The 22202-nt window shown below is 68.0% G+C and carries 21 protein-coding genes; 11 read left to right on the plus strand and 10 right to left on the minus strand.

Annotated elements, in window-relative coordinates; genetic code table 11:
* Nucleotides 1–9 precede the first annotated feature (9 nt).
* Nucleotides 10–1143, minus strand: a complete 1134-nt coding sequence (gene lldD / locus AM586_RS03500; protein ID WP_047825742.1) for an FMN-dependent L-lactate dehydrogenase LldD — start codon at nt 1141–1143, stop codon at nt 10–12.
* Between the two features lie 147 nt (nt 1144–1290).
* Here lldD and AM586_RS03505 point away from each other — a divergent pair, with 147 nt between their 5' ends.
* Together AM586_RS03505 and AM586_RS03510 are read left to right on the plus strand one after the other, a co-directional pair.
* The gene (locus AM586_RS03505) at nt 1291–1944 is read left to right on the plus strand and encodes a trimeric intracellular cation channel family protein (RefSeq protein ID WP_047825741.1); all 654 of its coding nucleotides are present in this window, start codon (nt 1291–1293) and stop codon (nt 1942–1944) included.
* 370 nt (nt 1945–2314) lie between these two features.
* On the plus strand, nt 2315–3706 hold the full coding sequence (locus AM586_RS03510; RefSeq protein WP_047825740.1) for a nucleobase:cation symporter-2 family protein: 1392 nt from the start codon (nt 2315–2317) through the stop codon (nt 3704–3706).
* 1 nt (nt 3707) lies between these two features.
* On the opposite strand, the gene fdhD is transcribed toward AM586_RS03510, so the two are convergent.
* Entirely contained in the window at nt 3708–4532 is an 825-nt protein-coding gene (gene fdhD / locus AM586_RS03515; RefSeq protein WP_047825739.1) for a formate dehydrogenase accessory sulfurtransferase FdhD, read from the minus strand.
* 142 nt (nt 4533–4674) lie between these two features.
* On the opposite strand from fdhD, the gene AM586_RS03520 reads away from it, so the two are divergent.
* From AM586_RS03520 to fetB, 3 genes are read left to right on the plus strand one after another with little or no spacing between them, the layout of a single operon-like run.
* Nucleotides 4675–4935, plus strand: coding sequence for a hypothetical protein (locus AM586_RS03520; RefSeq protein ID WP_047825738.1), 261 nt, complete (start codon nt 4675–4677; stop codon nt 4933–4935).
* Nucleotides 4932–5567, plus strand: a complete 636-nt coding sequence (locus AM586_RS03525) for an ATP-binding cassette domain-containing protein (protein ID WP_229412949.1) — start codon at nt 4932–4934, stop codon at nt 5565–5567. Before AM586_RS03520 ends, AM586_RS03525 begins: the two co-directional genes overlap by 4 nt.
* The gene (fetB, locus tag AM586_RS03530; RefSeq protein ID WP_047825737.1) at nt 5564–6358 is read left to right on the plus strand and encodes an iron export ABC transporter permease subunit FetB; all 795 of its coding nucleotides are present in this window, start codon (nt 5564–5566) and stop codon (nt 6356–6358) included. Before AM586_RS03525 ends, fetB begins: the two co-directional genes overlap by 4 nt.
* On the opposite strand, the gene AM586_RS03535 is transcribed toward fetB, so the two are convergent.
* Nucleotides 6355–7953 (minus strand): NAD(P)/FAD-dependent oxidoreductase, encoded by a 1599-nt coding sequence (locus AM586_RS03535; protein WP_047825736.1) that lies wholly within the window; start codon nt 7951–7953, stop codon nt 6355–6357. The two genes, fetB and AM586_RS03535, sit on opposite strands and share 4 nt — an antisense overlap.
* A gap of 129 nt (nt 7954–8082) precedes the next feature.
* Here AM586_RS03535 and AM586_RS03540 point away from each other — a divergent pair, with 129 nt between their 5' ends.
* Complete coding sequence (locus tag AM586_RS03540; protein ID WP_307164709.1) at nt 8083–8775, plus strand: VTT domain-containing protein; 693 nt, start codon at nt 8083–8085, stop codon at nt 8773–8775.
* Entirely contained in the window at nt 8772–9569 is a 798-nt protein-coding gene (locus AM586_RS03545; RefSeq protein WP_047825735.1) for a membrane protein, read from the plus strand. The genes AM586_RS03540 and AM586_RS03545 overlap by 4 nt, the downstream gene beginning before the upstream one ends.
* Before the next feature lie 250 nt (nt 9570–9819).
* Here the strand turns inward: AM586_RS03545 and AM586_RS03555 are convergent, their stop codons facing one another.
* Both AM586_RS03555 and AM586_RS03560 read right to left on the minus strand, forming a co-directional pair.
* On the minus strand, nt 9820–10068 hold the full coding sequence (locus AM586_RS03555; protein WP_047825734.1) for a DUF1272 domain-containing protein: 249 nt from the start codon (nt 10066–10068) through the stop codon (nt 9820–9822).
* Nucleotides 10069–10072: 4 nt separating this feature from the next.
* Nucleotides 10073–11452: an MBL fold metallo-hydrolase gene (locus tag AM586_RS03560; RefSeq protein WP_047825733.1), complete on the minus strand. Its 1380-nt coding sequence runs from the start codon at nt 11450–11452 to the stop codon at nt 10073–10075.
* A gap of 67 nt (nt 11453–11519) precedes the next feature.
* Here AM586_RS03560 and AM586_RS03565 point away from each other — a divergent pair, with 67 nt between their 5' ends.
* Nucleotides 11520–11921 (plus strand): hypothetical protein, encoded by a 402-nt coding sequence (locus AM586_RS03565; RefSeq protein ID WP_047825732.1) that lies wholly within the window; start codon nt 11520–11522, stop codon nt 11919–11921.
* A 3-nt stretch (nt 11922–11924) separates the two neighbouring features.
* Here AM586_RS03565 and AM586_RS03570 read toward each other — a convergent pair whose 3' ends face one another.
* From AM586_RS03570 to AM586_RS03590, 5 genes are all read right to left on the minus strand, one after another.
* On the minus strand, nt 11925–13241 hold the full coding sequence (locus tag AM586_RS03570) for an MFS transporter (protein ID WP_047825731.1): 1317 nt from the start codon (nt 13239–13241) through the stop codon (nt 11925–11927).
* Nucleotides 13242–13406: 165 nt separating this feature from the next.
* Nucleotides 13407–13973, minus strand: coding sequence for a YSC84-related protein (locus AM586_RS03575; RefSeq protein ID WP_047825730.1), 567 nt, complete (start codon nt 13971–13973; stop codon nt 13407–13409).
* A 188-nt stretch (nt 13974–14161) separates the two neighbouring features.
* Nucleotides 14162–14662, minus strand: a complete 501-nt coding sequence (locus AM586_RS03580) for a hypothetical protein (RefSeq protein ID WP_047825729.1) — start codon at nt 14660–14662, stop codon at nt 14162–14164.
* A gap of 205 nt (nt 14663–14867) precedes the next feature.
* A complete protein-coding gene (locus tag AM586_RS03585; protein WP_052234019.1) occupies nt 14868–17912 on the minus strand; it encodes an FAD-binding and (Fe-S)-binding domain-containing protein in 3045 nt (1014 codons plus the stop codon).
* A gap of 1 nt (nt 17913) precedes the next feature.
* Nucleotides 17914–18627, minus strand: coding sequence for a GntR family transcriptional regulator (locus tag AM586_RS03590; RefSeq protein WP_047825728.1), 714 nt, complete (start codon nt 18625–18627; stop codon nt 17914–17916).
* Nucleotides 18628–18792: 165 nt separating this feature from the next.
* Between AM586_RS03590 and AM586_RS03595 the strand changes: the two genes are divergently transcribed.
* The 3 genes from AM586_RS03595 to AM586_RS03605 all read left to right on the plus strand — a co-directional run bounded on the left by AM586_RS03595 (nt 18793) and on the right by AM586_RS03605 (nt 22195).
* Complete coding sequence (locus tag AM586_RS03595; RefSeq protein WP_047825727.1) at nt 18793–20028, plus strand: alanine--glyoxylate aminotransferase family protein; 1236 nt, start codon at nt 18793–18795, stop codon at nt 20026–20028.
* Between the two features lie 41 nt (nt 20029–20069).
* Complete coding sequence (locus AM586_RS03600) at nt 20070–21350, plus strand: MFS transporter (protein WP_047825726.1); 1281 nt, start codon at nt 20070–20072, stop codon at nt 21348–21350.
* A 68-nt stretch (nt 21351–21418) separates the two neighbouring features.
* A complete protein-coding gene (locus AM586_RS03605) occupies nt 21419–22195 on the plus strand; it encodes an enoyl-CoA hydratase/isomerase family protein (RefSeq protein WP_047825725.1) in 777 nt (258 codons plus the stop codon).
* The last annotated feature ends 7 nt before the right edge of the window (nt 22196–22202 follow it).

The following is a 22202-nucleotide window of genomic DNA, read 5'->3' on the forward strand; positions in this document are numbered from 1 at the left end:
TTTCCCGCCTCAGGCGGCGAGCACCTGCGGCCCGATCTCGCTCAGCGACTTCACGCCGGTCAGGACCATGTTCGTGCGGATGTCCTTCTCCATGATCGCCAGCAGGCGTTCGACCCCGGCCTGGCCCCCGGTCGCCAGTGCGTAGATGAAGGCGCGGCCGATCAGGACGCCGTCGGCGCCCAGCGCCAGCATGCGGAACACGTCGGTGCCGGTGCGCACGCCGCCGTCGGCGAAGATCGTCATCTTGCCCTTGACCGCGTCGGCGATCGCCGGCAGCACGCTGGCCGAGGACGGCGCGCCGTCGAGCTGGCGGCCGCCGTGGTTCGAGACCACGATGCCGTCGGCGCCGAAGGCCAGGGCGTCGCGCGCGTCTCCGGTGTCGAGGATGCCCTTCAGGACCAGCTTGCCCTTCCACTCGTCGCGGATCCACTGCAGGTCCTGCCAGCTGATGCCGGGATCGAAATTCGAACCGAGCCAGCCGATATAGTCCTCGAGGCCGGTCGCATGGCCGCGGTAGGTCGAGATGTTGCCGAGGTCGTGCGGGCGGCCGTGCAGGCCGACATCCCAGGCCCAGCGCGGATGCATCATCGCCTGCAGGATGCGGCGGCGCGGGCCGGCGTCGCCGCTCATGCCGCTGTGCAGGTCACGGTAGCGGTTGCCGGGCACCGGCATGTCGACCGTGAAGATCAGGGTCGTGGCCCCCAGTTCGCTGGCGCGGCGCATGATGTCGCGCATGAAGCCGCGGTCCTTCAGCACGTAGAGCTGGAACCAGATCGGCTTCGATGCCTTGGCCGCCACCTCTGCCAGCGAGCAGACCGAGACCGTGGACTGGATGAAGGGGATGTTGGCGCGGCAGGCCGCCTGCGCCGCCTGGACTTCGCCGCGGCGCGCGTACATGCCGGCCAGGCCGATCGGGGCCAGCGCGATCGGCAAGGCGTGCTCCTGGCCGAACCAGTGGGTGCCGAGGTCGAGATGCTCGGAGCCGCGCAGCACGCGCTGGCGCAGCTTGACGGTCTGCAGGTCGTCGACGTTGGCGCGGAGGGTCTGTTCGGCGCCGGCGCCGCCGTCGAGGTAGTGGAACAGGAAGGGCGGCAGCTTGCGCCGCGCGGCTTCGCGGAAATCGGTTGCGGAAGAGATGATCATGGGTCTCGGGATGCCTGCCATTGGCTGTTCTTGTCGTATTGTCCAGTGTACGACGAAATGCCCGTCATGGGCAGGCCGGGCGCTTGATTTCCGGGCCGCGATGCTATAGTGTGCCGGCCCTTTCCATTGCAGAGTAAAGACATCACGATGTTCCCGGCAGTTTCCCTCGACGTGGCGGCGGCCCTGAAGACGCTCGTCCTGACCCTCGACCTGGTCGGCACCTTCGTGTTCGCCCTCAGCGGCGCGACCGCCGGCGTCAAGCGCCGGCTCGACATCTTCGGCGTGCTCGTGCTTTCTTTCGTGGCCGCGAATTCCGGCGGCATCGTGCGCGACCTGCTGATCGGCGCCCGGCCGCCCGCCGCCATCAGCGACTGGCGCTACCTGCTGGTGTCGGTGCTGGCCGGGCTGCTGATCTTCTTCTGGTATCCGAAGCTGCGCCACCTGAAAAACCCGGTGCTCGTGTTCGACGGCGCCGGCCTGGCGCTGTTCTGCGTGGCCGGCGCGCAGAAGGCCCTGGTGTTCGGCCTGGAGCCCGTCATGGCGGCCCTGCTCGGCATGCTGACCGGGGTCGGCGGCGGCGTCGCGCGCGACGTGCTGCTGTCCGAAGTGCCGGCCGTGCTGCGCGCCGAGGTGTATGCGGTGGCGGCCCTGGCCGGCGCCGCCGTGGTGGTGCTCGGCCATGTGCTGGGCCTGCCGTCCACGCCGATGGCCTGCGCCGGCGCAGCCCTGTGCTTCCTGCTGCGCATGGCGGCGATCCGCTGGGACTGGCACCTGCCGGTGGCGCGCCTGCCTCAAGAGTAAGTGCGGAGTGCGACCGCTTTTATTGACATAAGTCAGTTACCCTTGGATATCATCGGCGCATTCCGAGGGCTTGCGTCAATTCCGCGCCCGGCAAACTTGCCTTCGCCGCCCTGCTGTTTTCCTTCCTCGGCGGAGCGATCCTCGAGCGCTGGAGCGTCGGCGCCCGGGTCCGGCGCCGACGCTGATGGCCGCGCTGCCCGTGGCCTGGTGCCTGTGGACCTCGGCGGCGCTGCTGTGCATCGTCCTGTGCGGAGCGGAACTCCTCAGGGGCAGGCGCGGACGCTGAACGTGCTCGCGGGCGCGGCAAAGCGCCAGTCGACAAGGAAGCCGCGTCTCGCTGTAGAATCCGCTCTTTGCCCTCCTCGCGCCCATGAACACACGCCCGCCGCTGTCCGCCGCCACGCCCCCGGTTCCCGACCTGGTCCTCGGACTGGAAGACCGTCCCCCCGTCCTGGTCGGCATCCTCGCCGCCCTCCAGCACCTCCTGGCCATCATCGTCCCCATCGTCACGCCGGGCCTGCTGATCTGCCAGGCGCTGGGCGTATCGGCGCGCGACACCAACCTGATCGTCTCGATGTCGCTGGTGGTGTCCGGGATCGCCACCTTCGTCCAGTGCCGCCGCTTCGGCCCCTTCGGCGCCGGCCTGCTGATCGTGCAGGGCACCAGCTTCAACTTCGTCGGCCCGCTGATCGCCGGCGGCAGCCTGATGGTCAAGCAGGGCACGCCGGTGGAAGCCGTGATGGCGGCGATCTTCGGCGTGGTGGTGGCCGGCTCCTTCATCGAAATGGGCGTGTCGCGCGTGCTGCCCTTCCTGAAGCGCATGATCACGCCGCTGGTCACCGGCATCGTGGTGCTGATGATCGGCCTCACCCTGATCAAGGTCGGCCTGATCAGCATGGGCGGCGGCTTCGGCGCCATGTCGAACGGGACCTTCGCGAACGGCGAGAACCTGATGCTGTCCGGCGTGGTCCTGGCCATCATCGTCATCCTCAACCGGGTGCCCATCGTGTGGATGCGCAGCGCCGCCATCATCATCGCGCTGGCGGTCGGCTACCTGCTGGCGGGTTCGCTGGGACGGCTGGACTTCACCGGCATGCACCAGGCGGCCTGGTTCCAGGTCCCGCGGCCCCTGCACTTCGGCCTGAGCTTCTCGTGGTCGCTGTTCATCCCGATGATCGTGATCTACCTGGTCACCTCGCTCGAAGCGATCGGCGACGTCACCGCGACCAGCAAGGTATCGCGCGAACCGGTCGAAGGCGAGACCTGGATGCGGCGCATCAAGGGCGGCGTGCTGGTGAACGGCGCCAACTCCCTGCTGGCCGGCCTGCTCAACACCTTCCCCAGCTCGATCTTCGCCCAGAACAACGGCGTGATCCAGCTGACCGGCATCGCCAGCCGCCATGTCGGCATGTGGATCGCCCTGTTCCTGGTCGTGCTGGGCCTCTTCCCCAGCGTGGCCGGCGTGATCCAGGCGGTGCCGGAGCCGGTGCTGGGCGGCGCCGCCATGGTGATGTTCGGCGCGGTTGCCGCGGCCGGCATCAACATCCTGGCCAGCGTGACCCTGGACCGCCGCGCCCTCCTGATCATCGCGGTGTCGCTGGCGCTGGGCCTGGGCGTGTCGCAGGTGCCGGAATTCCTGGCCCACGTCCCGTCCGCGCTGCGCAACGTGCTGGAGTCGGGCGTGGCAACGGGCGGCATCTGCGCCGTGCTGATGAACTGGTTCCTGCCGGCCGCGCACGAAACGGGCGCCGGAACCGCCTGAGCTAATCCAGGCGCAGGTGCCGGGCGTGGGCGTAGCAGACGTAGTCGCGCCCGCGCGCGAAGGCCAGCAGCGTCATGCCGGCCCGCTCGGCCAGCTCGACCGCCGCCAGCGTCGGCGCCGACATGCCGACCAGGGCCGGAACGCCCGCCATGATCGCCTTCTGCGCCATCTCGTAGCTGACCCGGCTGGTGATCAGCAGGAAGCCCTCGCCGGGCCGGACACGCGTTGCCGCCATCGCGCCGATCACCTTGTCCAGCGCGTTATGGCGGCCGACGTCCTCGCGTACGATGCGCAGGCCGCCATCGTTGCCGCACCAGGCGGCCGCGTGGGCGGCGCCGGTCGACCGGTTCAGGGCCTGTTCGGCGCCGATCGCATCCAGGGCCCGCCGCACCGCCGCGGCATGGAAACCCTGCGCCGGCTCGAGCACCGGCAGCGGGCGTGAGACCTGCTGCAGGCTGTCCACGCCGCACAGGCCGCAGCCGGTGCGCCCGGCCAGCGAGCGGCGGCGCTCCTTCAGTGCCGTGAAGGCCGACGCCGCGATCTCGAGCTGCACGGCGATCCCCTCCTTGCCGGGCTCGACGTCGATGCCGTAACATTCCGCAGGCCGGGCGATGATGCCTTCGCTGAGGGAAAAGCCGAGCGCGAAGTCTTCCAGGTCGGCCGGGGTCGCCATCATGACGGCATGCGAGATACCGTTGTACACGAGCGCGACCGGCACCTCGTCGATCACCATGTCCTCGACCTCGGCGAGCACGTCGTGGCGCATGCGCAGCACCCGGCGCAGGTGCGCCGGTTCCGGATTCGGCGATGTGGGGCGGCGGTCCATGCTGCCAATCTAGCATTTCCCCCGTTTCCGGGGCGCTCGCCATTGTGCCGCCGCCAGGGCGGGAAAGAGAACGGAGCGTCGGCGCCGTGTGTGATAAAAGAGGGATTGCAGGGGTATGCCCGGTTCGTTTCAAGGAGAGAAGATGCTGAAGCTGGGGAATATGGATGGCGAGCGGGTCGAGCGCCTGGGCGCGCTGGCGGCGCACGTCGTGGAACATGCGCTGGCCTCGGGACTGAGCTGGGACGAAGCCATCCTCGGCTTCGGCATCGCGGCCAAGGCCATCGCCGCCAGGGCCTCGGACCAGGGCGGCGGCAGCCTCGAACAATGCGCGGCGCTGGCCGAGCGCCGCCTGAAGTCCGGCATGGAGCAGAGCGCCGACCTGCTGCGGGCCTGGCTGCGTTGAGCGGGCCGGTACGCGCATCGGCACGCTCATCGCCGCGCCTGGCCGTGCGCGGCCTGCGCTCGCGCTTCGGCGGGCCGTTCGACTTCGAGCTGCAGGCCGGCGAGTGCGTCGCCATCCAGGGCCCGTCCGGCGCCGGCAAGAGCGTCCTGCTGCGCATGCTGGCCGACCTCGATCCGCACGAGGGCGAGGTGCTGCTCGACGGCCAGTCCAGCGCCTCGATGCCGGCGCCGGCCTGGCGCGCCAGGGTGGTCTACCAGGCGGCCGAGGCGGCATGGTGGGAAGCCACCGCCGGCGAGCATTTCACCGATGCGCAGCGCGATTTCGTCGACCGGACGCTGGCGGCCCTGGGCCTGTCCGCAACGCTGCTCGAGACCGAGATCGAACGCCTGTCGACCGGCGAGCGCCAGCGCCTGGCACTGCTGCGTTCGCTGGCCGCGCAGCCGCGCGTGCTGCTGCTCGACGAGCCGACCGCCGCCCTCGACCCGGCTTCCGTAAAGCGCGCCGAAGACCTGCTGGCCGCGCGCCTGGCGGAAGGCATGACGGTGCTGATCGTGACCCACTCCGTCGAGCAGGCGCAGCGCCTGGCGCAGCGCATCTTCCACCTCGAGCATGGAAAGTTGGGCACGACATGAATGCGATGCACCTGGGCGCCTGGGACCTGCTGGCGGCCGCCCTCCTGATCCTGCTGGACGCCGCGCTGTCGCTCGCGCTGCGCCTCGGCGTGCACCGCCAGATCCTGGTCGCGGCGCTGCGGATGGTGGTGCAGCTGTCCATCGTCGGCCTGGTCCTGCGCGCCGTGTTCGCCAGCGCCTCGCCCGGCGCGACGGCCGCCGTGGTCGTGTTCATGGTCGCCGCCGCCGCGCGCGAAGTCGCGACCCGGCCGAAGCAGCGCCTGAAGCACCAGATGAATTACCAGATCAGCGCCGCGGTGGTGGCATGCGCCGGCTTCGCCACGGTCCTGCTGGCCCTGACCACGGCGGTGCGGCCCGACCCGTGGTACGCGCCGCGCTATGCGATCCCGCTGATGGGCATCGTGCTCGGCAGCGTGCTGAATGCGGCCTCGCTGGCGCTGGACGGCATCCTGGACGGCGTGGTGCGCGAACGGGGACGCATCGAGGCCCGGCTCGCGCTCGGCACGCCCTTCCGCGAAGCGATCGGCCCGCTGGTCCGCAACGCCACCCGGCGCGGCATGATCCCGGTGGCGAACCAGATGTCGGCCGCCGGCATCATCACCCTGCCCGGCATCATGACCGGCCAGCTGCTGGCCGGGATGGACCCGATGGAAGCGGTGAAGTACCAGATCCTGCTGATGTTCCTGCTGGCCGGGGCCAGCGGCCTGGCCTCGGTGGGGGCGGCGCTGCTGGCGGTGCGGGCGCTGAGCGACGAACGCCAGCGCCTGCGGGTGGACCGCCTGCGCACCTAAGGGCGCTTCCTGAAGTCCCGCAGCACCTCGCGCGCCGCATTGTGCCCCGGGGCCCCGGTCACGCCGCCGCCCGGATGCGCGCCCGCGCCGCAGGTGTAGAGGCCCGCCACCGGGCCGCGGTAGTCGGCGTGGCCCAGCATCGGCCGCGCGGCGAACAGCTGGTCGAGCCCGAGCGCGCCGTGGAAGATGTCGCCGCCGACCAGGCCGAAGCTACGCTCCAGGTCGAGGGGGCTCATGATCTGCCGGCCCAGCACCGCGCGCTTGAAATTCGGCGCGTAGCGGTCGACGGTGGCGATCATCAGGTCGGCCACTTCCTCGCGGTGCGCGTCCCAGCTGGCGCCGCCGGGCAGCGCCGGCGCCACATGCTGGCAGAACAGGCTGGCCACGTGCTGGCCCGGCGGCGCCAGCCCCGGGTCCAGGGTCGAGGGTATCAGGATCTCGACGATCGGTTCGCGCGCCCAGCCGTGCGCGCGGGCGTCGTGGTAGGCGCGTTCCATGTACTGCAGGCTGGGCGCGACGATGATGCCGCTGGCATGGTGCTCGGCGGCCTCCCTGCCGGGCAGGCAGCTGAAGTCGGGCAGTTCGGACAGGGCCACGTTCATGCGGAAGGTGCCGGAGCCGCAGCGCCAGGCCTGCATGCGGCGCAGGAAGTCGTCGGGCAGCGCGGCCGGATCCACCAGCCGGGTGTAGAGCAGGCGCGGATTCAGGTTCGACACCACCACGCGCGCATCCAGGCGCTCGCCTACCTCGGTGACGACGCCGGTGGCGCGGCCCTTGTCCAGCATGATCTCGGCCACCCTGCAGCCGGTGCGGATCTCGACACCGCGCGCCCGGGCCGACTTCGCCATCGCCTGCGTGATCGCGCCCATGCCGCCGATGGCATGGCCCCAGGCGCCCTTCTTGCCGTTCACCTCGCCGAACACGTGGTGCAGCAGCACGTAGGCGGAACCGGGCGTGTAGGGGCTGGCGTAATTGCCGACCACGCTGTCGAAGCCGTAGGCCGCCTTGATCGGCGCGCTCTCGAACCAGCCATCCAGCACATCGCCGGCCGACTTGGTGAACAGGTCGAGCAGCTCGCGCTGGGCCGCCAGCGGCAGCCGCGCGACGCGCTTGCCGATCCGGCCGGCCTTGAGCAGTTCGGGCAGGATGTCGAACCAGCCGCCCTGCGCGCGGTTGGGCGGGGTCTGCAGCACCAGTTCGCGCAGCAGGTCGGCGGCGGCGTCCAGGTGCGCCGCATAGTCGTCGAGCCGCGCGGCGTCGCGGCAGGAGAACTTCGCCACCTCGAGGGCGGTCCGGCCGGCGCCGAGCTTCAGGTAGCGGCCATCGTCGAGCGGCAGGAAGTTCGCCAGCGGCCGCTCGACCACGCGCAGCCCGTGCGCGGCCAGGTCCATCTCGCGGATCACCTTGGGGTTCAGCAGGGACACCGTGTAGGCGGCGACCGAGTTGCGAAAGCCCGGGTGGAATTCCTCCGTCACCGCCGCGCCGCCGACCACGCCGCGCTGCTCCAGCACCGTCACCTTCAGCCCGGCGCGGGCCAGGTAAAAGGCGCACACCAGGCCGTTATGGCCGCCGCCGACAATGATCGCATCGCGCATGCATGTCTCCCCGGTTGAACACGAGCATTGTGAACCGCTGCGCCGGAAAATGCACCTGAATAGACGGCCGGCACCAGGCCCGTCAAGTTTGCGTGAAGTCGCCCGTGCGGCCCTCCGCGCGCGTTATCCTTGGCGCATGACAAACGCTTCGACACCCGCATGCCGGCCCTGATCGACTGGGTGCTGCACCTCGACGCCCATCTCGGCGTACTGGCGGCGAGCCACGGCACCCTGGTCTACGCGGTGCTGTTCGCGGTCATCTTCATCGAGACCGGGGTCGTGATCCTGCCTTTCCTGCCCGGCGACTCGCTGCTGTTCGTGGCCGGCGCCATGGCGGCCCAGGGCAGCTTCAGCTGGTTCGTGCTCGCCCCGCTGCTGATCGCGGCGGCCATCGCGGGCGATGCGATGAACTATGCGGCGGGCGCCCTGATGCAAAGGAAGATGGCGGACGGCCACCGGCCGCGCTTCATCAAGCAGGAATATTTGACGCGCACAGAGGACTTCTTCGATCGTCACGGCCGCAAGACCATCGTGCTGGCCCGTTTCGTCCCGGTGGTGCGCACCTTCGCGCCCTTCGTGGCCGCGCTCGGGCACATGCCCTTCCCCAGCTTCCTGGCCTACAACGCGGTCGGCGGCGCCGCCTGGGTGGCCGCGCTGCTGGCCGCCGGCTATGCCTTCGGCAACTTGCCCTGGGTGGGCGAGCACCTGACGCTGGTCATGCTCGGCATCGTCGCGCTGTCGATCCTGCCCGGCGTGATCGGCTGGCTCAAGGAGCGCCGCAACAAGGACACGCCCGCGAAAACCATCGGGGACAAGGCATGAGCAGGAATCAGGGAGCCGAAGCCGCGAGCGCGGCGCAGGCGCTCGGCAAGGTGCCCGCGGTGACGCTCGGCTTCTGGCTGATCAAGATCGCGGCCACCACGCTGGGCGAAACGGCCGGCGACGCGCTCACGATGTCGCTGGGCCTCGGCTACCTGGTCGGCACCCTGGTCCTCGCCGCGCTGCTCCTCTGCGCGCTGGGCCTGCAGCTGCGCGCGCAGCGCTTCCACCCCATGCTGTTCTGGATCGTCATCGTGGCTACCACCACGGTCGGCACCACGCTGGCCGATTTCTGCGACCGCTCGCTCGGCATCGGCTACCTGGGTGGCTCGGCGCTGCTGGCGGCGCTGCTGGGGGCATCCCTGCTGGCCTGGCACCGGACGTTGGGCAGCGTCTCGGTCCAGCGCCTGGATACCCGCAGCGCCGAGATCTTCTACTGGGTCACGATCCTGTTCTCGCAGACGCTCGGCACCGCGCTGGGCGACTGGGTGGCCGATCCCGACAGCGGCTGGGGCCTGGGCTACGAAGGCGGGGCGCTGCTGTTCGCGGCCGGCCTCGCCGTCGTCGTCGCCCTGTATTACTGGTCGCGCGTGTCGCACACGGTCCTGTTCTGGGCCGCCTTCGTCCTCACCCGCCCGCTCGGCGCGACCGTCGGCGACTTCCTCGACAAGCCGATCGCGAGCGGCGGCCTGGCGCTGAACCGCTTTTCGGCATCGGCGGCCCTGGTCGCCTGCATGCTGGCGCTCATCCTCCTGTTGCCGCAGCGGGCCGAACGGGTCGCGGGGCCGCCCGCGTGAGCGGCAGAGTGACGGCCAGGCGCGAGCCGGGTCGAGCGGGATCGGAGGCCCGGCCTTGGCGGCTTCACGCTGATGGAGTATGCACGCGGTGGGAAGGTGATGCTCAAGACGGCCAAGGGTCCACTGCTGCTGGACACGGCCCGGCCCGAGCTGGCGGCGGCATGAGCGTCCTGTTCACCTTCCCCGGCCAAGGTGCGCAAAAGCCGGGCATGCTGCACGCGATGTAGGTGCGCCGGGCCGGGGCCGGGTCCTAGGCCGCCTGTTTGCAGCCGCCCTGCTTCAATACCCGCTCGGTGGACGCCGGATTGTTCGCCAGCTTGTCCTGGGGTCGCCTGGGGCGCACAACGAACTCGCCGCCGCAATTCGGGCACTTGTCCTTCAATACGTTCGTCACGCAATCCGCACAGAAGGTGCATTCGAAGGAACAGATCCGGGCCTCGGTCGATTCCGGCGGCAGGTCCTTGTCGCAGCACTCGCAATTCGGGCGTAGTTGAAGCATGTTTTTACTCCTGGTCTGGTTGAACGGCAGGTTGCGGCCGGTCCAGCAGGCGCCGCAGTTGCGCCGCCTGGTAGGCCCCGAAGGTATCGCCGAACAGGCAGCGGATCAGCGGGTCGTCGACCACGTCGGCGTCCTGCAGCTCGCGCTCGGTCCCGGCGTCGAACACGGCGTCGTTGATCCGCATGTACATCGAGGTCAGCGACTCGCCCAGTTCCAGCGCCGCATACAGCTTGGCCGCCGGGATCTCGGTGGTCCAGCCCGGCGGCGCCGATCCCGCGTCGGGAAAGGCGTCGCCGCCGCCGTCGAGACGATAGCGGAAGCGGGCCGCCTGCCCCTCGTGGTCGTAGACCGACAGCTGCCAGATGCGGGTCCGGTCGAAATAGTCCGAGGCGGCGTCAAGCCCGCCGTATTTTTCTATGATGCCGTGGCGGCAGAATTCCATGACCCGTGCCTGCTGCCCCTCGGTCAGCGGCGCGAAGCGGCGCGCAATCTCCGCTGTCGGCGGCGCGGCGCTATTGCCTTCGTAGACATAATCGACATCCTGCCCGCCGACCGGCACGACCCAGTCCAGCGGCGCCGCCGGCTGCAGCGAGTCCGCATCCAGCCGCACCGAGACCGAGGGATCGAGACGCACCACCTGCACCCGGGGCAGCGCCGCCCTCACTTCGCGCGCGAACATCGCATACGAGATCGGGAAGAAGGCCCGGTTATACCAGGACCACGGTTCCAGTTTGAACTGGCAGGAACTCGGCACCACGTAGCGCGGCGCGAGCGCGCGCAGCTGGGGAATCCATTCCTCGGGCAGCGCGGGCGGGGCCGCGGGCGCGCGCGACGGCGCCAGCACTTCGAGCTCGCGCATGGTCTGGAAGGGCCACAGCAGCATGTCCCAGGGGCCCTCGCCGACCAGCCTGGCGAGCGCGTCCTCGTCGATCCAGGAATCGACCACGTTCAGCACGTTCAGCCCGGCGGCCTGCACCTGGAACATCGAGTCGACCTCGGCATCCATGGCTTCGCGCGGCGTCACGCGGAAAGCGCCGACCTCGACCGGCTGGTTCAACTGCAGGGCATGCACCCGGCTGAAGCCGAGCTGGCGCACCATGTCGAACAGCTCCTCGAACAGGCAGTAGATGTACAGCGGCGTGGCGCGGTCCAGCAGGTCGAGGCTCTCGAGCGAGCAGTGGTCGTCGTGGAAGTGGGAGATGAACACCGCGTCGAAGCGCTGGCGCCGGATCGCATCGCGGTCGAAGCGCAGGTCGGGAAAGGCGTGGCAGTTGCGGCTGAAGGGATTCTCGAAGATGGAGTCGAAGGCGATGCGCGTGCCTTCGCAGTCGAATACATAGCCGGCGTGGAGGATGCGGGAAATGGTCAGCGATGGGCGATTCATGCCCGCATCCTAACATCTGGCGCCCAGACGTGACAAAATCGGGGCTTTCCCAACACAGGCGGCGTACATGGCGGAACAGCACCCACTCACCTTCGACGAACTGATGGCGCTGGCGCGCGCATCCGCCAGCGTGGCGCGCGCCTGCTCGTGCGCGATCGACACCTATCGCGAATGGACCCGCGTCCCGGCCGGTTTCCCGCAGGCGCAGATGCGCCCGGCCGGCACCCTGGTGGCCGATCCGTATGCCGATCCCACCTATGCCGAATACCATCCCGGCGGCACCGGCTACTGGTCGCCCGACGCGCCGATCGCGCCGCGCTGGTTTCCCACCAACCGCTGCACGGTCCAGCAATGTGCCGTGTGCGGGCGCGCCGCGCTGACTTATGTCGAGGCGGGCGGCTACTATGTCGAGCCGCGCATCCGGGCGCTCGACCCGAGGCTGCTGGTGGATGCGCCGCTCACGGAATAAGGCTTATTCGAGGGCGCGGTTGCGGGATTCGAGATCCACACACAGGATCGCCACCGCGCCGAGCGCCAGGAAGGCCGCCAGCATGGCCAGCGCCAGCGTGAAATGGGCCGCCATCACGGGCGCCACGATGGACGGCGCGAACAGGCCGCCGAAGCGGGCGACGGCGCCCGCCGTGCCCATCCCGCTGGCGCGCAGGTCGGTCGGATAGACCTCCGGCGTGAAGGCATACAGCGCCGCCCAGGTGCCGAGCAGCGCAAAACTCATCAGCAGCGTCGATCCGACCACCAGCCAGGTGGCGCTGCCGAGGCCGTAGAACATGCAGCCGGCCGCGCTCAGGAGCAGGAAGCCGACCAGCGTCGGCTTGCGCCCCCAGCGCTCCACCCCGTAGGCCGACAGCGCGTAGCCGGGCAACTGCACCAGGGCCAGCAGGATCAGGAACTCCTGCCCGCGCATGAAGCCGAAGCCTTCGGCGCCGAGCTTGAGCGGCAGGTAGACGAACACGCCATAGTAGGCGATCGAGATCAGCGCCCAGGCCGCGAACAGGGCCAGGCTCCGGCGCCGCAGTCCGCGTGAAAACAGGGACAGCAGCGAGGTCTTCGCCGGGCTCTCGGTGCGCAGCATCGGGATGCTCACCGTGCGGCCGTTCTCCCTGGCGACGCGCTCCAGCACTGCGCGCGCGCGCTCCGGCATGCCGCTGCGGTTCAGGTACATCGGCGACTCGGGCACATACAGCCGCAGGACCACGCCCACCAGCGCCGGGATGCCGGTGGCGAAGAAGATCGCGCGCCAGGCGTCGTCGCCCCAGCGCACGGCCAGCAGGGCCAGCACCGCCAGCAGGATGGTGCCGACCGCCCAGAAGGATTCGAGCAGCACCAGCCAGCGCCCGCGCCGGTCGCTCGGCAGGAACTCGGCCATCATGGTGTAATCCACCGGCAGCGTGCCGCCGACGCCGATCCCGGTCAGGAAGCGCAGCGCGAGCAGCCAGCTGAAGTCCGGCGCGAAGCTCGAGGCAACGCCGAAGCAGGCGTCGACCACCACCGCCGCCATCAGCACCGGCCGGCGCCCGATCCGGTCCGCCAGGCGGCCGAAGGCGAAGGCGCCGATCAGCATCCCGACGAAGAACACGGTGCCGGTTTCCAGCGCGCGCGGCATGACGATGCCGAAGGTCTTCGCGATCGACGGCGCGCTGAAGCCGATCGACAGGACCTGCATGGCGTCGGCCATCCAGACGAGCCCGAAGATGAGGAACAGGCGATACTGGAACTTGCCGACGCCTGCCGTCTGAATGCCCTGCTCCACGGTCGCGCTGAGGGTAGCCATCGTGTTTTCCTTCGCAATTCACACTGTTGTGAATGCTATTTTGCCGCAAGGATCAGATTGATACCGTGCATTGGAAAACAGAGGCGAAAAAAATCCCGCGCGGGCGGGAGCATCGAACCAGCGTAATTTAGCGATTTACGGGTTTGCCAGGTCAGGGAGATCGACTTATTGCGGCTCATCGAACCTGACAATCCTCTGCCCCTGCAAGCCGATCCCTGCCATGAGACCCTGCTGGCCGAACAGAAAAGCATAGACGTCGGACTTCAAGGTGGTCGTGGTCAGCGATTTGGCCATGCCTGCATCCACGACCACCACGCTCGGCCCGGAGCCCACCGACAAGCCGGCGCCGCTGGTGAGCTCGGTGATGGCCGAGTCGGTCAAGAGAAACAAGGCCTCGGAGAATGTCTGGGCGCCGGCCTGCAAGCCATACGACACGGCACGCGCCCTGTAATAGCCGAGGACCCTGCCGTCCGGAGAAAACATCACCCCTTTTCCGCCTTCCGCACCAATGATCAGGCCGGCCTTGGTAATGTCGGGAAATACGATGACGGCTTTCGCCCGGGGCTGGAGCGCGTGCGCCGCCGGCGTGCTGCCAACCAGTTGTTGTAGGGCCGCTTGCGCCTGCGCGACCAACTGCGGGTCGCCGCCATTTGCGACAGTCGGGTTCGTTGAGCAGGCCACGATCAACAGAACGACGGGAATCATGAGAATACGCCGAATGTAGGTGATCATTTTCCAGCTCCGGCCAGGCAGGTCTCTATCGTGTCCCCATGCATTGTGGCAGTGGCGTTCACATTGAGCGATTGGACCTTGGTCCCAGTGACATGCCGGGAAATACGAGCGCTTTGCACCGGCAGCGGGAAAGATGGTCATAAAAAAGCCCGCTCGAGGCGGGCTTTTTTGCAATCGACCTGAAAAATTTACTGGGTGACAGGCGTGGCAGCCGCCGGGGTCGCGGCGGCTGCCGGCGCAGTGTCCGTTGCCGGCGTCGTCGTTGCAGCCGGGGTCGTGCCTGCGGCCGGGGCCGGGGTGTCGGCCGGAGCCGGGGCCGGGGTCGGCGCCGCGTCAGCTGCCGGCGCCTGCGTCGCCGCAGCCTTGTCCTGGCTGTCCTTTGCCGTTTCCGTTTTCGCGACATGCCTGGTCTTGCTCTTCGCATGCTTGGCGCTCGACTTCGCATCCTTGGCGTGCGTCTTGGCCGCCTTCGCATCCTCATGCGCGGCTTTCACGTCGGCTTGCGCTCCCTGTACATCGACAGGCGCCGGCTTGCTGTCGGCTTTCGGCGCCTTCAGCGCTGCATTGTCGACCAGCACGGCTTGCTTGGCGGCCGGCTTCGAAGTCTTCGGGGCGGCCGGCGCGGGCGTCTGGGCGAAAGCTGCGGTGGCGAACAGACCGGCGATCATGGCGGCAATGGTTTTTTTCATGAGTATGCTCCTCAAAGTTTGTCGGGCGGTGTATGGCTTGCTGTGTAGCGTTCGCCTGTAAAACGCAGCCGCTTCACTGGCTGTTGACCGGATTTACAAACGCTTACGCAGATGACAGATATTTACATACTCTGCAATATTGCTGCGCATGCCACGGCCGGCCGCCCTGCGGCTGCTGCATGTCCTCGCGCGACAATGTTTGCGCTCACCATTCACCATGCATGGAGCATGCCAGCGCCGCCTCCAGCACCCGCGCCACATGCACCGCTTCCCGCTGCGCCCCGTCCGCGATCTGGTGCCGGCAGCTGGTGCCATCGGCCACGATCAGGGTATCGGGTCCGGCCTTGCGCACCGCCGGCAGCAGCGAGAGCTCGCCCATCTTCATCGAGGTCTCGTAGTGCCTGGCTTCGTAGCCGAAGCTGCCGGCCATGCCGCAGCAGCTGCTTTCGATCAGCTTGACCTCCAGGTTCGGGACCAGCCCGAGCACTACCTGCACCGGCTTGACCGCGTCGAAGGCCTTCTGGTGGCAGTGGCCGTGCAGCAGGGCCGTCGATTGCGGCAGCGCCTTGAGCTTGAGATTCAGGCTGCCCGCCTTCGATTCGCGCGCGATGAACTCTTCGAACAGCATGGCCGCGCGGGCCAGTTGCTTCGCTTCGTCGCCGAAGCCGTAGGCCAGGAATTCGTCGCGCATGGTCAGCAGGCAGGACGGCTCCAGGCCCACTACGGGCAGGCCGCGCCGGACGAAAGGCAGCAGCGCGTCGATGGTGCGGCGGGCCTCCTGTTTCGCTTCATCGACCTGGCCGGCCGCCAGGTAGGTGCGGCCGCAGCACAGGGGCCGCTCCTCGCCCAGGGCGCGCGCCACGTGCACGTGATAGCCGGCGGCCTGCAGCACCCGCAGCGCGGCGCGCGCATTCTCGGATTCGAAGTAGTTGTTGAAGGTGTCGGCGAACAGCACGACTTCCATCACGCCCTGCGCGGCCCGGGTCGACAGCGGCGCCGAGGACAGGAAGGGATCGCTGCGCCAGCGCGGCAGCGTGCGCCTGGCGCTCAGGCCCAGCCATTTCTCGCTCAGCGCGGCGGCGCCCGGCAGGCGGTCGCGCAGGTTCAGCAAGGGCGCGAACTTCGACGCCAGCGGCGCGTAGCGCGGCAGGTTCGCCACCAGCCTGTCCTTCAGCTTCAATCCATTGCGCTTGCGGTAGTGATACAGGAATTCCGTCTTCATGCGCGCCATGTCGATGCCGGTCGGGCAATCGCGCTTGCAGCCCTTGCAGCCGACGCACAGTTCCATCGTCTCGTACAGGGCGTCGGAGCCCAGCGCATCCGGGCCGAGCTGGCCCGACACGGCCAGGCGCAGCGTGTTGGCGCGGCCGCGCGTGAGGTGCTGCTCGTCCTTCGTCACGCGATAGCTCGGGCACATGGTGCCGCTGTCGAACTTGCGGCAGTGGCCGTTGTTATTGCACATCTCGATCGCCTTGGCGAAGCCGCCGGTGGCGTCGCCCCCGGTGCCGGGCGCACTCACCTGCTCCGTCACCGGGTCGGTCTGCACGTTCCAGGCCGACCAGTCGAGGGCCGTCTGCAGCGGCTGTTCGGCATAGCCGGGCTTGAAGCGGTACAGCGAGCGCTCGTCCATCTTCGTGGAACGCACGATCTTCCCGGGGTTCATCAGGCCGTCCGGGTCGAAGGCGTCCTTGATCTCGCAGAAGGCGCCCATCATGCGTTCGCCAAACTGCCAGTCGACCCATTCGCTGCGCACCAGGCCGTCGCCGTGCTCGCCCGAGAAGGCGCCCTTGTACTTGCGCACCAGGCTTGCGGCCTCTTCGGCGATCGCGCGCATCTTGGCGCTGCCGTCGCGCCGCAGGTCGAGGATCGGCCGCACGTGCAGCGTGCCGACCGAGGCGTGGGCATACCAGGTGCCGCGCGTGCCATGCCTGGCGAAGACTTCGGTCAGGCTGTCGGTGTAGGCGGCCAGGTGCTCGAGCGGCACCGCGCAGTCCTCGATGAAGGACACCGGCTTGCCGTCGCCCTTCAGGCTCATCATGATGTTCAGGCCGGCCTTGCGGACTTCCCACAACGCCTTCTGCTCGGCTTCGTCGGCCATCTCGACCACCGATCCCGGCAGCCCGAGATCGCCCATCAGCGCCACCAGGTCCTTCAGCTTGCGGTCCTGTCCGGCCTTGTCTTCGCCGGCGAATTCCACCAGCAGGATGGCGTCCGGCTTGCCGATCAGGGCTTTTTCGACGGTCGGGCGGAACGCGGGATTGGAGAGCGCCAGTTCGATCATGGTGCGGTCCACCAGCTCGACCGCGACCGGGCCCAGCTTGACGATGTGCTGGGTGCTGTCCATCGCCTTGCTGAAGTTCGTGAAGTTGACGATGCCCAGCGATTTCGCTTTCGGCAGCGGCGCCAGCTTCAGGGTCAGCTGGCGCGAGTAGGCCAGCGTGCCTTCCGAGCCGACCAGCAGGTGCGCCAGGTTGACGCTGCGGTCCGCCGTGTACGGCCGTTCGGATTGCGGATGGAAGATGTCGAGGTTGTAGCCGCCGACGCGGCGCAGCACGCGCGGATAGCGCGCGGCGATCTCCTCGCGCTCGCGCGCGGCGATGCCTTCCACGGCCTCGACCAGGCGCCTGACGCGCGTGGCGGCGCCCCCGCGCATGTCGGCCAGCGGGCCGAAGCGGCTCGCGGTGCCGTCGGCCAGCCAGGCGTCGATCGACAGCACGTTGTGCACCATGTTCCCGTAATGGAGGCTGCGCGAGCCGCAGGAGTTATTCCCCGCCATGCCGCCGATCGTGCACTGGGCCGCGGTCGAGACGTCCACCGGGAACCACAGGCCGTGCGGCTTGAGCCAGGCGTTCAGGTGATCCAGCACGATGCCCGGCTGGACCGTGACCGTCATCGCCGCCTTGTCGAAGTCGACGACCTTGTTCAGGTATTTGCTGTTGTCGAGGACCAGCGCCGCGCCGACGGTCTGGCCGCACTGGCTGGTGCCGCCTCCGCGCGCCAGCACCGGCACGTGCGCGTCGCGGGCGATCGCCAGCGCCTGGGCCACATCGTCCTCGGTGCGCGGAATGAACACGCCGACCGGTTCGATCTGGTAGATCGAGGCGTCGGTCGCATAGCGGCCGCGCGAGCCGCGGTCGAACAGTACCTCCCCGGTGGTCTCGCGGCGCAGGCGGCCGGCGAGCTCCTGGCCGTCGATGCGTGCCTGCACACCGGCGGAAAGCAAGACTTTGGAAGGTACCGAATCGTTCATGTCAGAGGTCTCCGGAGGTGCCGGTCGCGGCGTTTTGCGCCGCGCGCAGGACGGCGATCACGGCGTCGCGCTTGTTGCGCAGGTGTTGTTGGAGAATCAGGCGCAGGGCGTTGCCGTCGCGCCGTTCCAGCGCTTCCTGCATGCGGCCGTGCTCCTCGACCGCCGCATCCCATTTGTCCTGGTTGAAGTTCGAGCGGAAGCGCAGGCTCTGGATGCGCGCATTGATCTGCTGGTAGGTCTCGGTCAGGACCGTGTTGCGCGCCATCGCGTTGATGCGGTCGTGGATCGCGTGGTTCAGCTTGTAATAGCTGGGCAGGTCGCGCCGGGCGTGGGCGGCCAGCATCTCGAAGTGCAGCGCCCGCACTTCCGCGATTTCCTCGTCGGTCGCGCGCGCGCAGGCCAGTTCGCCGGACAGGCTTTCCAGCGCCCCCATCACTTCGAAGGTCTGTTCGATTTCAGGGACCGACATCTGCGCCACCACCGCACCGCGGTTCGGCTGCAGCACGATCAGTCCCTCGACCGCCAGGGTCTTGAACGCCTCGCGCAGCGGGGTGCGCGACACGTTCAGCTGTTCGCACAGCATGCGCTCGTTGAGGCGGGTGCCGGGCGCCAGCACGCCTTCGACGATCATGTCCCTCAGGCGTGCGCCGACGGCAGCGGACAGGCCCAGGCGGTCGATGCTGGCAATGACGGGGGGAGTTGCGTGATTATTCATGGTTCCTCGATTGTATACCAAATACAAAATTCGGAAATAGGCGACCCTATCATTTCTGCTAGGGTTTTACAGCGGGTATCCAATATGCGTTGAACTTTGATTTGGATCTGCATATTGTATACAAAAGTTTTTTATCGTTTTTGCTCACCCCACAGGATCACTCACATGGTAAAACTGAACTCGCACCCGGCCGGCCGTCACTTCCTGCAGATCCCCGGCCCTTCCACCGTTCCCGACCGTATCCTGCGAGCGATGGATTATCCGACCATCGACCACCGCGGCCCGGAATTCCAGGCGCTGGGCAAGAAGGTGCTGGCCGATATCCGCAAGATCTTCCAGACCAAAAACCCGGTCGTGATCTACCCGGCGTCCGGTACCGGCGCCTGGGAAGCGGCCCTGGTCAACACGCTGTCGCCGGGCGACACCGTGCTGATGTACGAGACCGGCCACTTCGCCACCCTGTGGAAGAAGATGGCCGACAAGCTGGGCATCAACCCGGAATTCATCGGCGACGACTGGCGCCGCGGCGCCGACGCCGCCAGGATCGAGGCGCGCCTGGTCGCCGACACCGAACACAAGATCAAGGCCGTGTGCGTGGTCCACAACGAGACCTCGACCGGCGTCACCTCCGACATCGCCGCCGTGCGCCGCGCGATGGACCGCGCCAAGCACCCGGCCCTGCTGCTGGTCGACACCATCTCCTCGCTGGGCTCGATCGACTACCGCCACGACGAATGGGGCGTGGACGTCACCGTCAGCGGCTCGCAGAAGGGCCTGATGCTCCCGCCGGGCATCTCGTTCAACGCCGTCTCCGACAAGGCGATCGCCGCCTCGCGCGAGGCCAGGCTGCCGAAGGCCTACTGGGGCTGGGACGAGATCCTCGAAGCGAACAAGAACGGCTTCTGGCCCTATACCCCGGCCACCAACCTGCTGTACGGCCTGTCCGAAGCCTGCGACATGCTGCTCGAGGAAGGCCTGGAGAACGTGTTCGCGCGCCACCAGCGCCATGCCGCCGCCACCCGCGCCGCGGTCGAAGCCTGGGGCCTGGAGATCCTGTGCCAGAACCCGGCCGAATACAGCGGCGTGCTGACCGGCGTGGTCATGCCGAAGGACGCCTCGGGCCAATACTACAACGCCGACGCCTTCCGCAAGGCGGTGCTGGAAAACTTCAACATGTCGCTGGGCCAGGGCCTGAGCAAGCTGTCCGGCTGGGTGTTCCGTATCGGCCACCTCGGCGACTTCAACGACCTGACCCTGATGGGCACCCTCGCCGGTGTCGAGATGGGCTTCGAGGTGGCGGGCATTCCGCACCGCAAGGGCGGCGTGCTGGCCGCCATGCAGTACCTGACGGCCACTAGCCCACAAGGCAAGCAGGCCGAGACGCTGGCAAAGGCCGCCTGAAGAGCGGTACGCCATCCCTAACATCAAACCGGAGACATCACATGAAAGCAAGCCGTGCCACGACGCAGGTGCTATTACTACTCTGCGTGATGTACTTTATTACCTATGTAGACCGTGTCAACGTCAGTACCGCCGCCGCCGGATTCGGCAAGGAATTCGGCCTCAGCAAGACCGAACTGGGCTTCGTGTTTTCCGCCTTCGCCTATCCCTACCTGATCTTCCAGATCATCGGCGGCTGGCTGGGCGATAAATACGGCCCGCGCAAGACGCTCACTGTGTGCGCCGTGATCTGGGCCGGCGCCACCATCCTGAGCGGCCTGGCCGGCGGCTTCGTCTCCCTGGTCCTGGCGCGGATGCTGCTCGGCCTCGGCGAAGGCGCGACCTTCCCGACCGCGACGCGCGCCATGGCCAGCTGGTTCTCGGCCGACAAGCGCGGCTTCGCGCAGGGCGTCACCCACGCCTGCGCACGCCTGGGCAATGCGGTCACGCCGCCGCTGGTCGTGGCCCTGGTCGCGGCCACCAGCTGGCGCGGTTCCTTCGTCATCCTCGGCTGCTGCAGCCTGGTGTGGGTGCTGTGGTGGGCCATCAGCTTTCGCGACAATCCGAACGACCATGCGGGCGTCACCAAGGAAGAACTCGCCACGCTGCCCGAGTACAAGCAGTTCAAGGACCGTCCGAAGGTTCCGTGGATGCCCCTGTTCAAGCGCATGATGCCGGTGACCATCACCTACTTCTGCTACGGCTGGATCCTGTGGCTGTTCCTGAGCTGGATTCCCCAGTACTTCCTGCACAACTACCACCTCGACCTGAAGAAGTCAGCCATCTTCTCGGCCGGCGTGTTCTTCGCCGGCGTGATCGGCGATGCGCTGGGCGGCATCGTCTCCGACCACCTGCTGAAGAAAACCGGCAACCTGAACACCGCGCGCCGCAACATCGTCGTGATCTGCATGCTGCTGACCCTGGCCTCGCTGTTCCCGCTGATGTTCGTGCATGACCTGATGATCTCGGCGATCTGCCTGAGCCTCGGCTTCTTCTTCATCGAGTTCACCATCGGCCCGATGTGGGCGATCCCGATGGACATCGCGCCGAAGTTCTCCGGCACCGCCAGCGGCATGATGAACACCGGCTCGGCGCTGGCCGCGATCATCAGCCCGCTGCTGGGCGGCTGGCTGATCGACAAGACCGGCAACTGGGACGTGCCCTTCATCTTCTCGATGGCGCTGATGGTGGTCGGTTCGATCACCGCGTTCGCGATGAAGCCGCACGAGAAGTTCGACGAGGCCGCCCACGCGGTCCCGACCGGCGTGCAGCCCGCCGTGTAAACCCGGCGTAGGGACGGGAGCCGGCCGCCCTGGCCGGCTCCCGCAAGCAACCGAGGCAAAGGAGTTCCATGAGCAAGGGCCAAGTGCATTTGACCGTCAAGGACGGCATCGCTTCCATCCTGATCGACCGTCCCGAGGCGCGCAACGCCATGACCTGGGCGATGTACGAGGAGCTGGGACGCATCTGCGACGAGCTGGCGACCCGCACCGACGTGCGCGTCGCCACCTTCCGCGGCGCCGGCGGCGAGGCTTTCGTCGCCGGCACCGATATCGAACAATTCAAGAGCTTCGAAGGCGGGCTTGATGGCATCGCCTACGAAAAGACGATCGACCTGCGCATCGGCCAGATCGAGCGGCTGCCGATGCCGACCGTCGCCATCGTCGACGGCTGGTGCATCGGCGGCGGCCTCGCGATCAGCGCCGCCTGCGATTTCCGCATCGCCGCGCCCACCGCTTCCTTCGGCGTGCCGATCGCGCGCACGCTGGGCAACTGCCTGTCGATGGCCAACACGGCGCGGGTCGTCGCAGCCTTCGGCGTGGCGCGCGCCAAGCGCATGCTGCTGCTGGCCGAGCTGCTGCCGGCCCGGGAAGCCCTGGAATGCGGCTTCGTCACCGAGATCGCCGAAGCCGGCGCCCTCGACGCCGCCGCCGACGCCCTGTGCGCCAGGCTGGAGAAACTGGCGCCGGTGACGCAGCGGGTGTCGAAGGAAGCGATCCGCCGCGTGGTGGCGGCGACCGTACCCGAGGGCGACGACCTGGTGGCCGCCTGCTACGGCAGCAAGGACTTCAGGATCGGCGTGACCGCCTTCCTGGACAAACAAAAACCCGCCTGGAGCGGAACCTGAGCCCGAA

Origin of the sequence: Massilia sp. WG5 (assembly GCF_001412595.2) — a bacterium.
In the GTDB taxonomy this organism is placed as follows: Bacteria; Pseudomonadota; Gammaproteobacteria; order Burkholderiales; family Burkholderiaceae_D; genus Telluria.

What these genes read in the sequence shown, in the direction of transcription:
- AM586_RS03505 (WP_047825741.1), top strand. Translation starts at nt 1,291, where the DNA reads ATGTTCCCGGCAGTTTCCCTCGACGTGGCGGCGGCCCTGAAGACGCTC.
- AM586_RS03600 (WP_047825726.1), top strand. Translation starts at nt 20,070, where the DNA reads ATGAAAGCAAGCCGTGCCACGACGCAGGTGCTATTACTACTCTGCGTG.
- lldD (WP_047825742.1), bottom strand. Translation starts at nt 1,143, where the DNA reads ATGATCATCTCTTCCGCAACCGATTTCCGCGAAGCCGCGCGGCGCAAG.
- AM586_RS03520 (WP_047825738.1), top strand. Translation starts at nt 4,675, where the DNA reads ATGCTGAAGCTGGGGAATATGGATGGCGAGCGGGTCGAGCGCCTGGGC.
- AM586_RS03585 (WP_052234019.1), bottom strand. Translation starts at nt 17,912, where the DNA reads ATGAACGATTCGGTACCTTCCAAAGTCTTGCTTTCCGCCGGTGTGCAG.
- fetB (WP_047825737.1), top strand. Translation starts at nt 5,564, where the DNA reads ATGAATGCGATGCACCTGGGCGCCTGGGACCTGCTGGCGGCCGCCCTC.
- AM586_RS03535 (WP_047825736.1), bottom strand. Translation starts at nt 7,953, where the DNA reads ATGCGCGATGCGATCATTGTCGGCGGCGGCCATAACGGCCTGGTGTGC.
- AM586_RS03510 (WP_047825740.1), top strand. Translation starts at nt 2,315, where the DNA reads ATGAACACACGCCCGCCGCTGTCCGCCGCCACGCCCCCGGTTCCCGAC.
- AM586_RS03555 (WP_047825734.1), bottom strand. Translation starts at nt 10,068, where the DNA reads ATGCTTCAACTACGCCCGAATTGCGAGTGCTGCGACAAGGACCTGCCG.
- AM586_RS03560 (WP_047825733.1), bottom strand. Translation starts at nt 11,452, where the DNA reads ATGAATCGCCCATCGCTGACCATTTCCCGCATCCTCCACGCCGGCTAT.
- AM586_RS03570 (WP_047825731.1), bottom strand. Translation starts at nt 13,241, where the DNA reads ATGGCTACCCTCAGCGCGACCGTGGAGCAGGGCATTCAGACGGCAGGC.
- AM586_RS03595 (WP_047825727.1), top strand. Translation starts at nt 18,793, where the DNA reads ATGGTAAAACTGAACTCGCACCCGGCCGGCCGTCACTTCCTGCAGATC.
- fdhD (WP_047825739.1), bottom strand. Translation starts at nt 4,532, where the DNA reads ATGGACCGCCGCCCCACATCGCCGAATCCGGAACCGGCGCACCTGCGC.
- AM586_RS03590 (WP_047825728.1), bottom strand. Translation starts at nt 18,627, where the DNA reads ATGAATAATCACGCAACTCCCCCCGTCATTGCCAGCATCGACCGCCTG.
- AM586_RS03545 (WP_047825735.1), top strand. Translation starts at nt 8,772, where the DNA reads ATGAGCAGGAATCAGGGAGCCGAAGCCGCGAGCGCGGCGCAGGCGCTC.
- AM586_RS03605 (WP_047825725.1), top strand. Translation starts at nt 21,419, where the DNA reads ATGAGCAAGGGCCAAGTGCATTTGACCGTCAAGGACGGCATCGCTTCC.
- AM586_RS03575 (WP_047825730.1), bottom strand. Translation starts at nt 13,973, where the DNA reads ATGATCACCTACATTCGGCGTATTCTCATGATTCCCGTCGTTCTGTTG.
- AM586_RS03565 (WP_047825732.1), top strand. Translation starts at nt 11,520, where the DNA reads ATGGCGGAACAGCACCCACTCACCTTCGACGAACTGATGGCGCTGGCG.
- AM586_RS03580 (WP_047825729.1), bottom strand. Translation starts at nt 14,662, where the DNA reads ATGAAAAAAACCATTGCCGCCATGATCGCCGGTCTGTTCGCCACCGCA.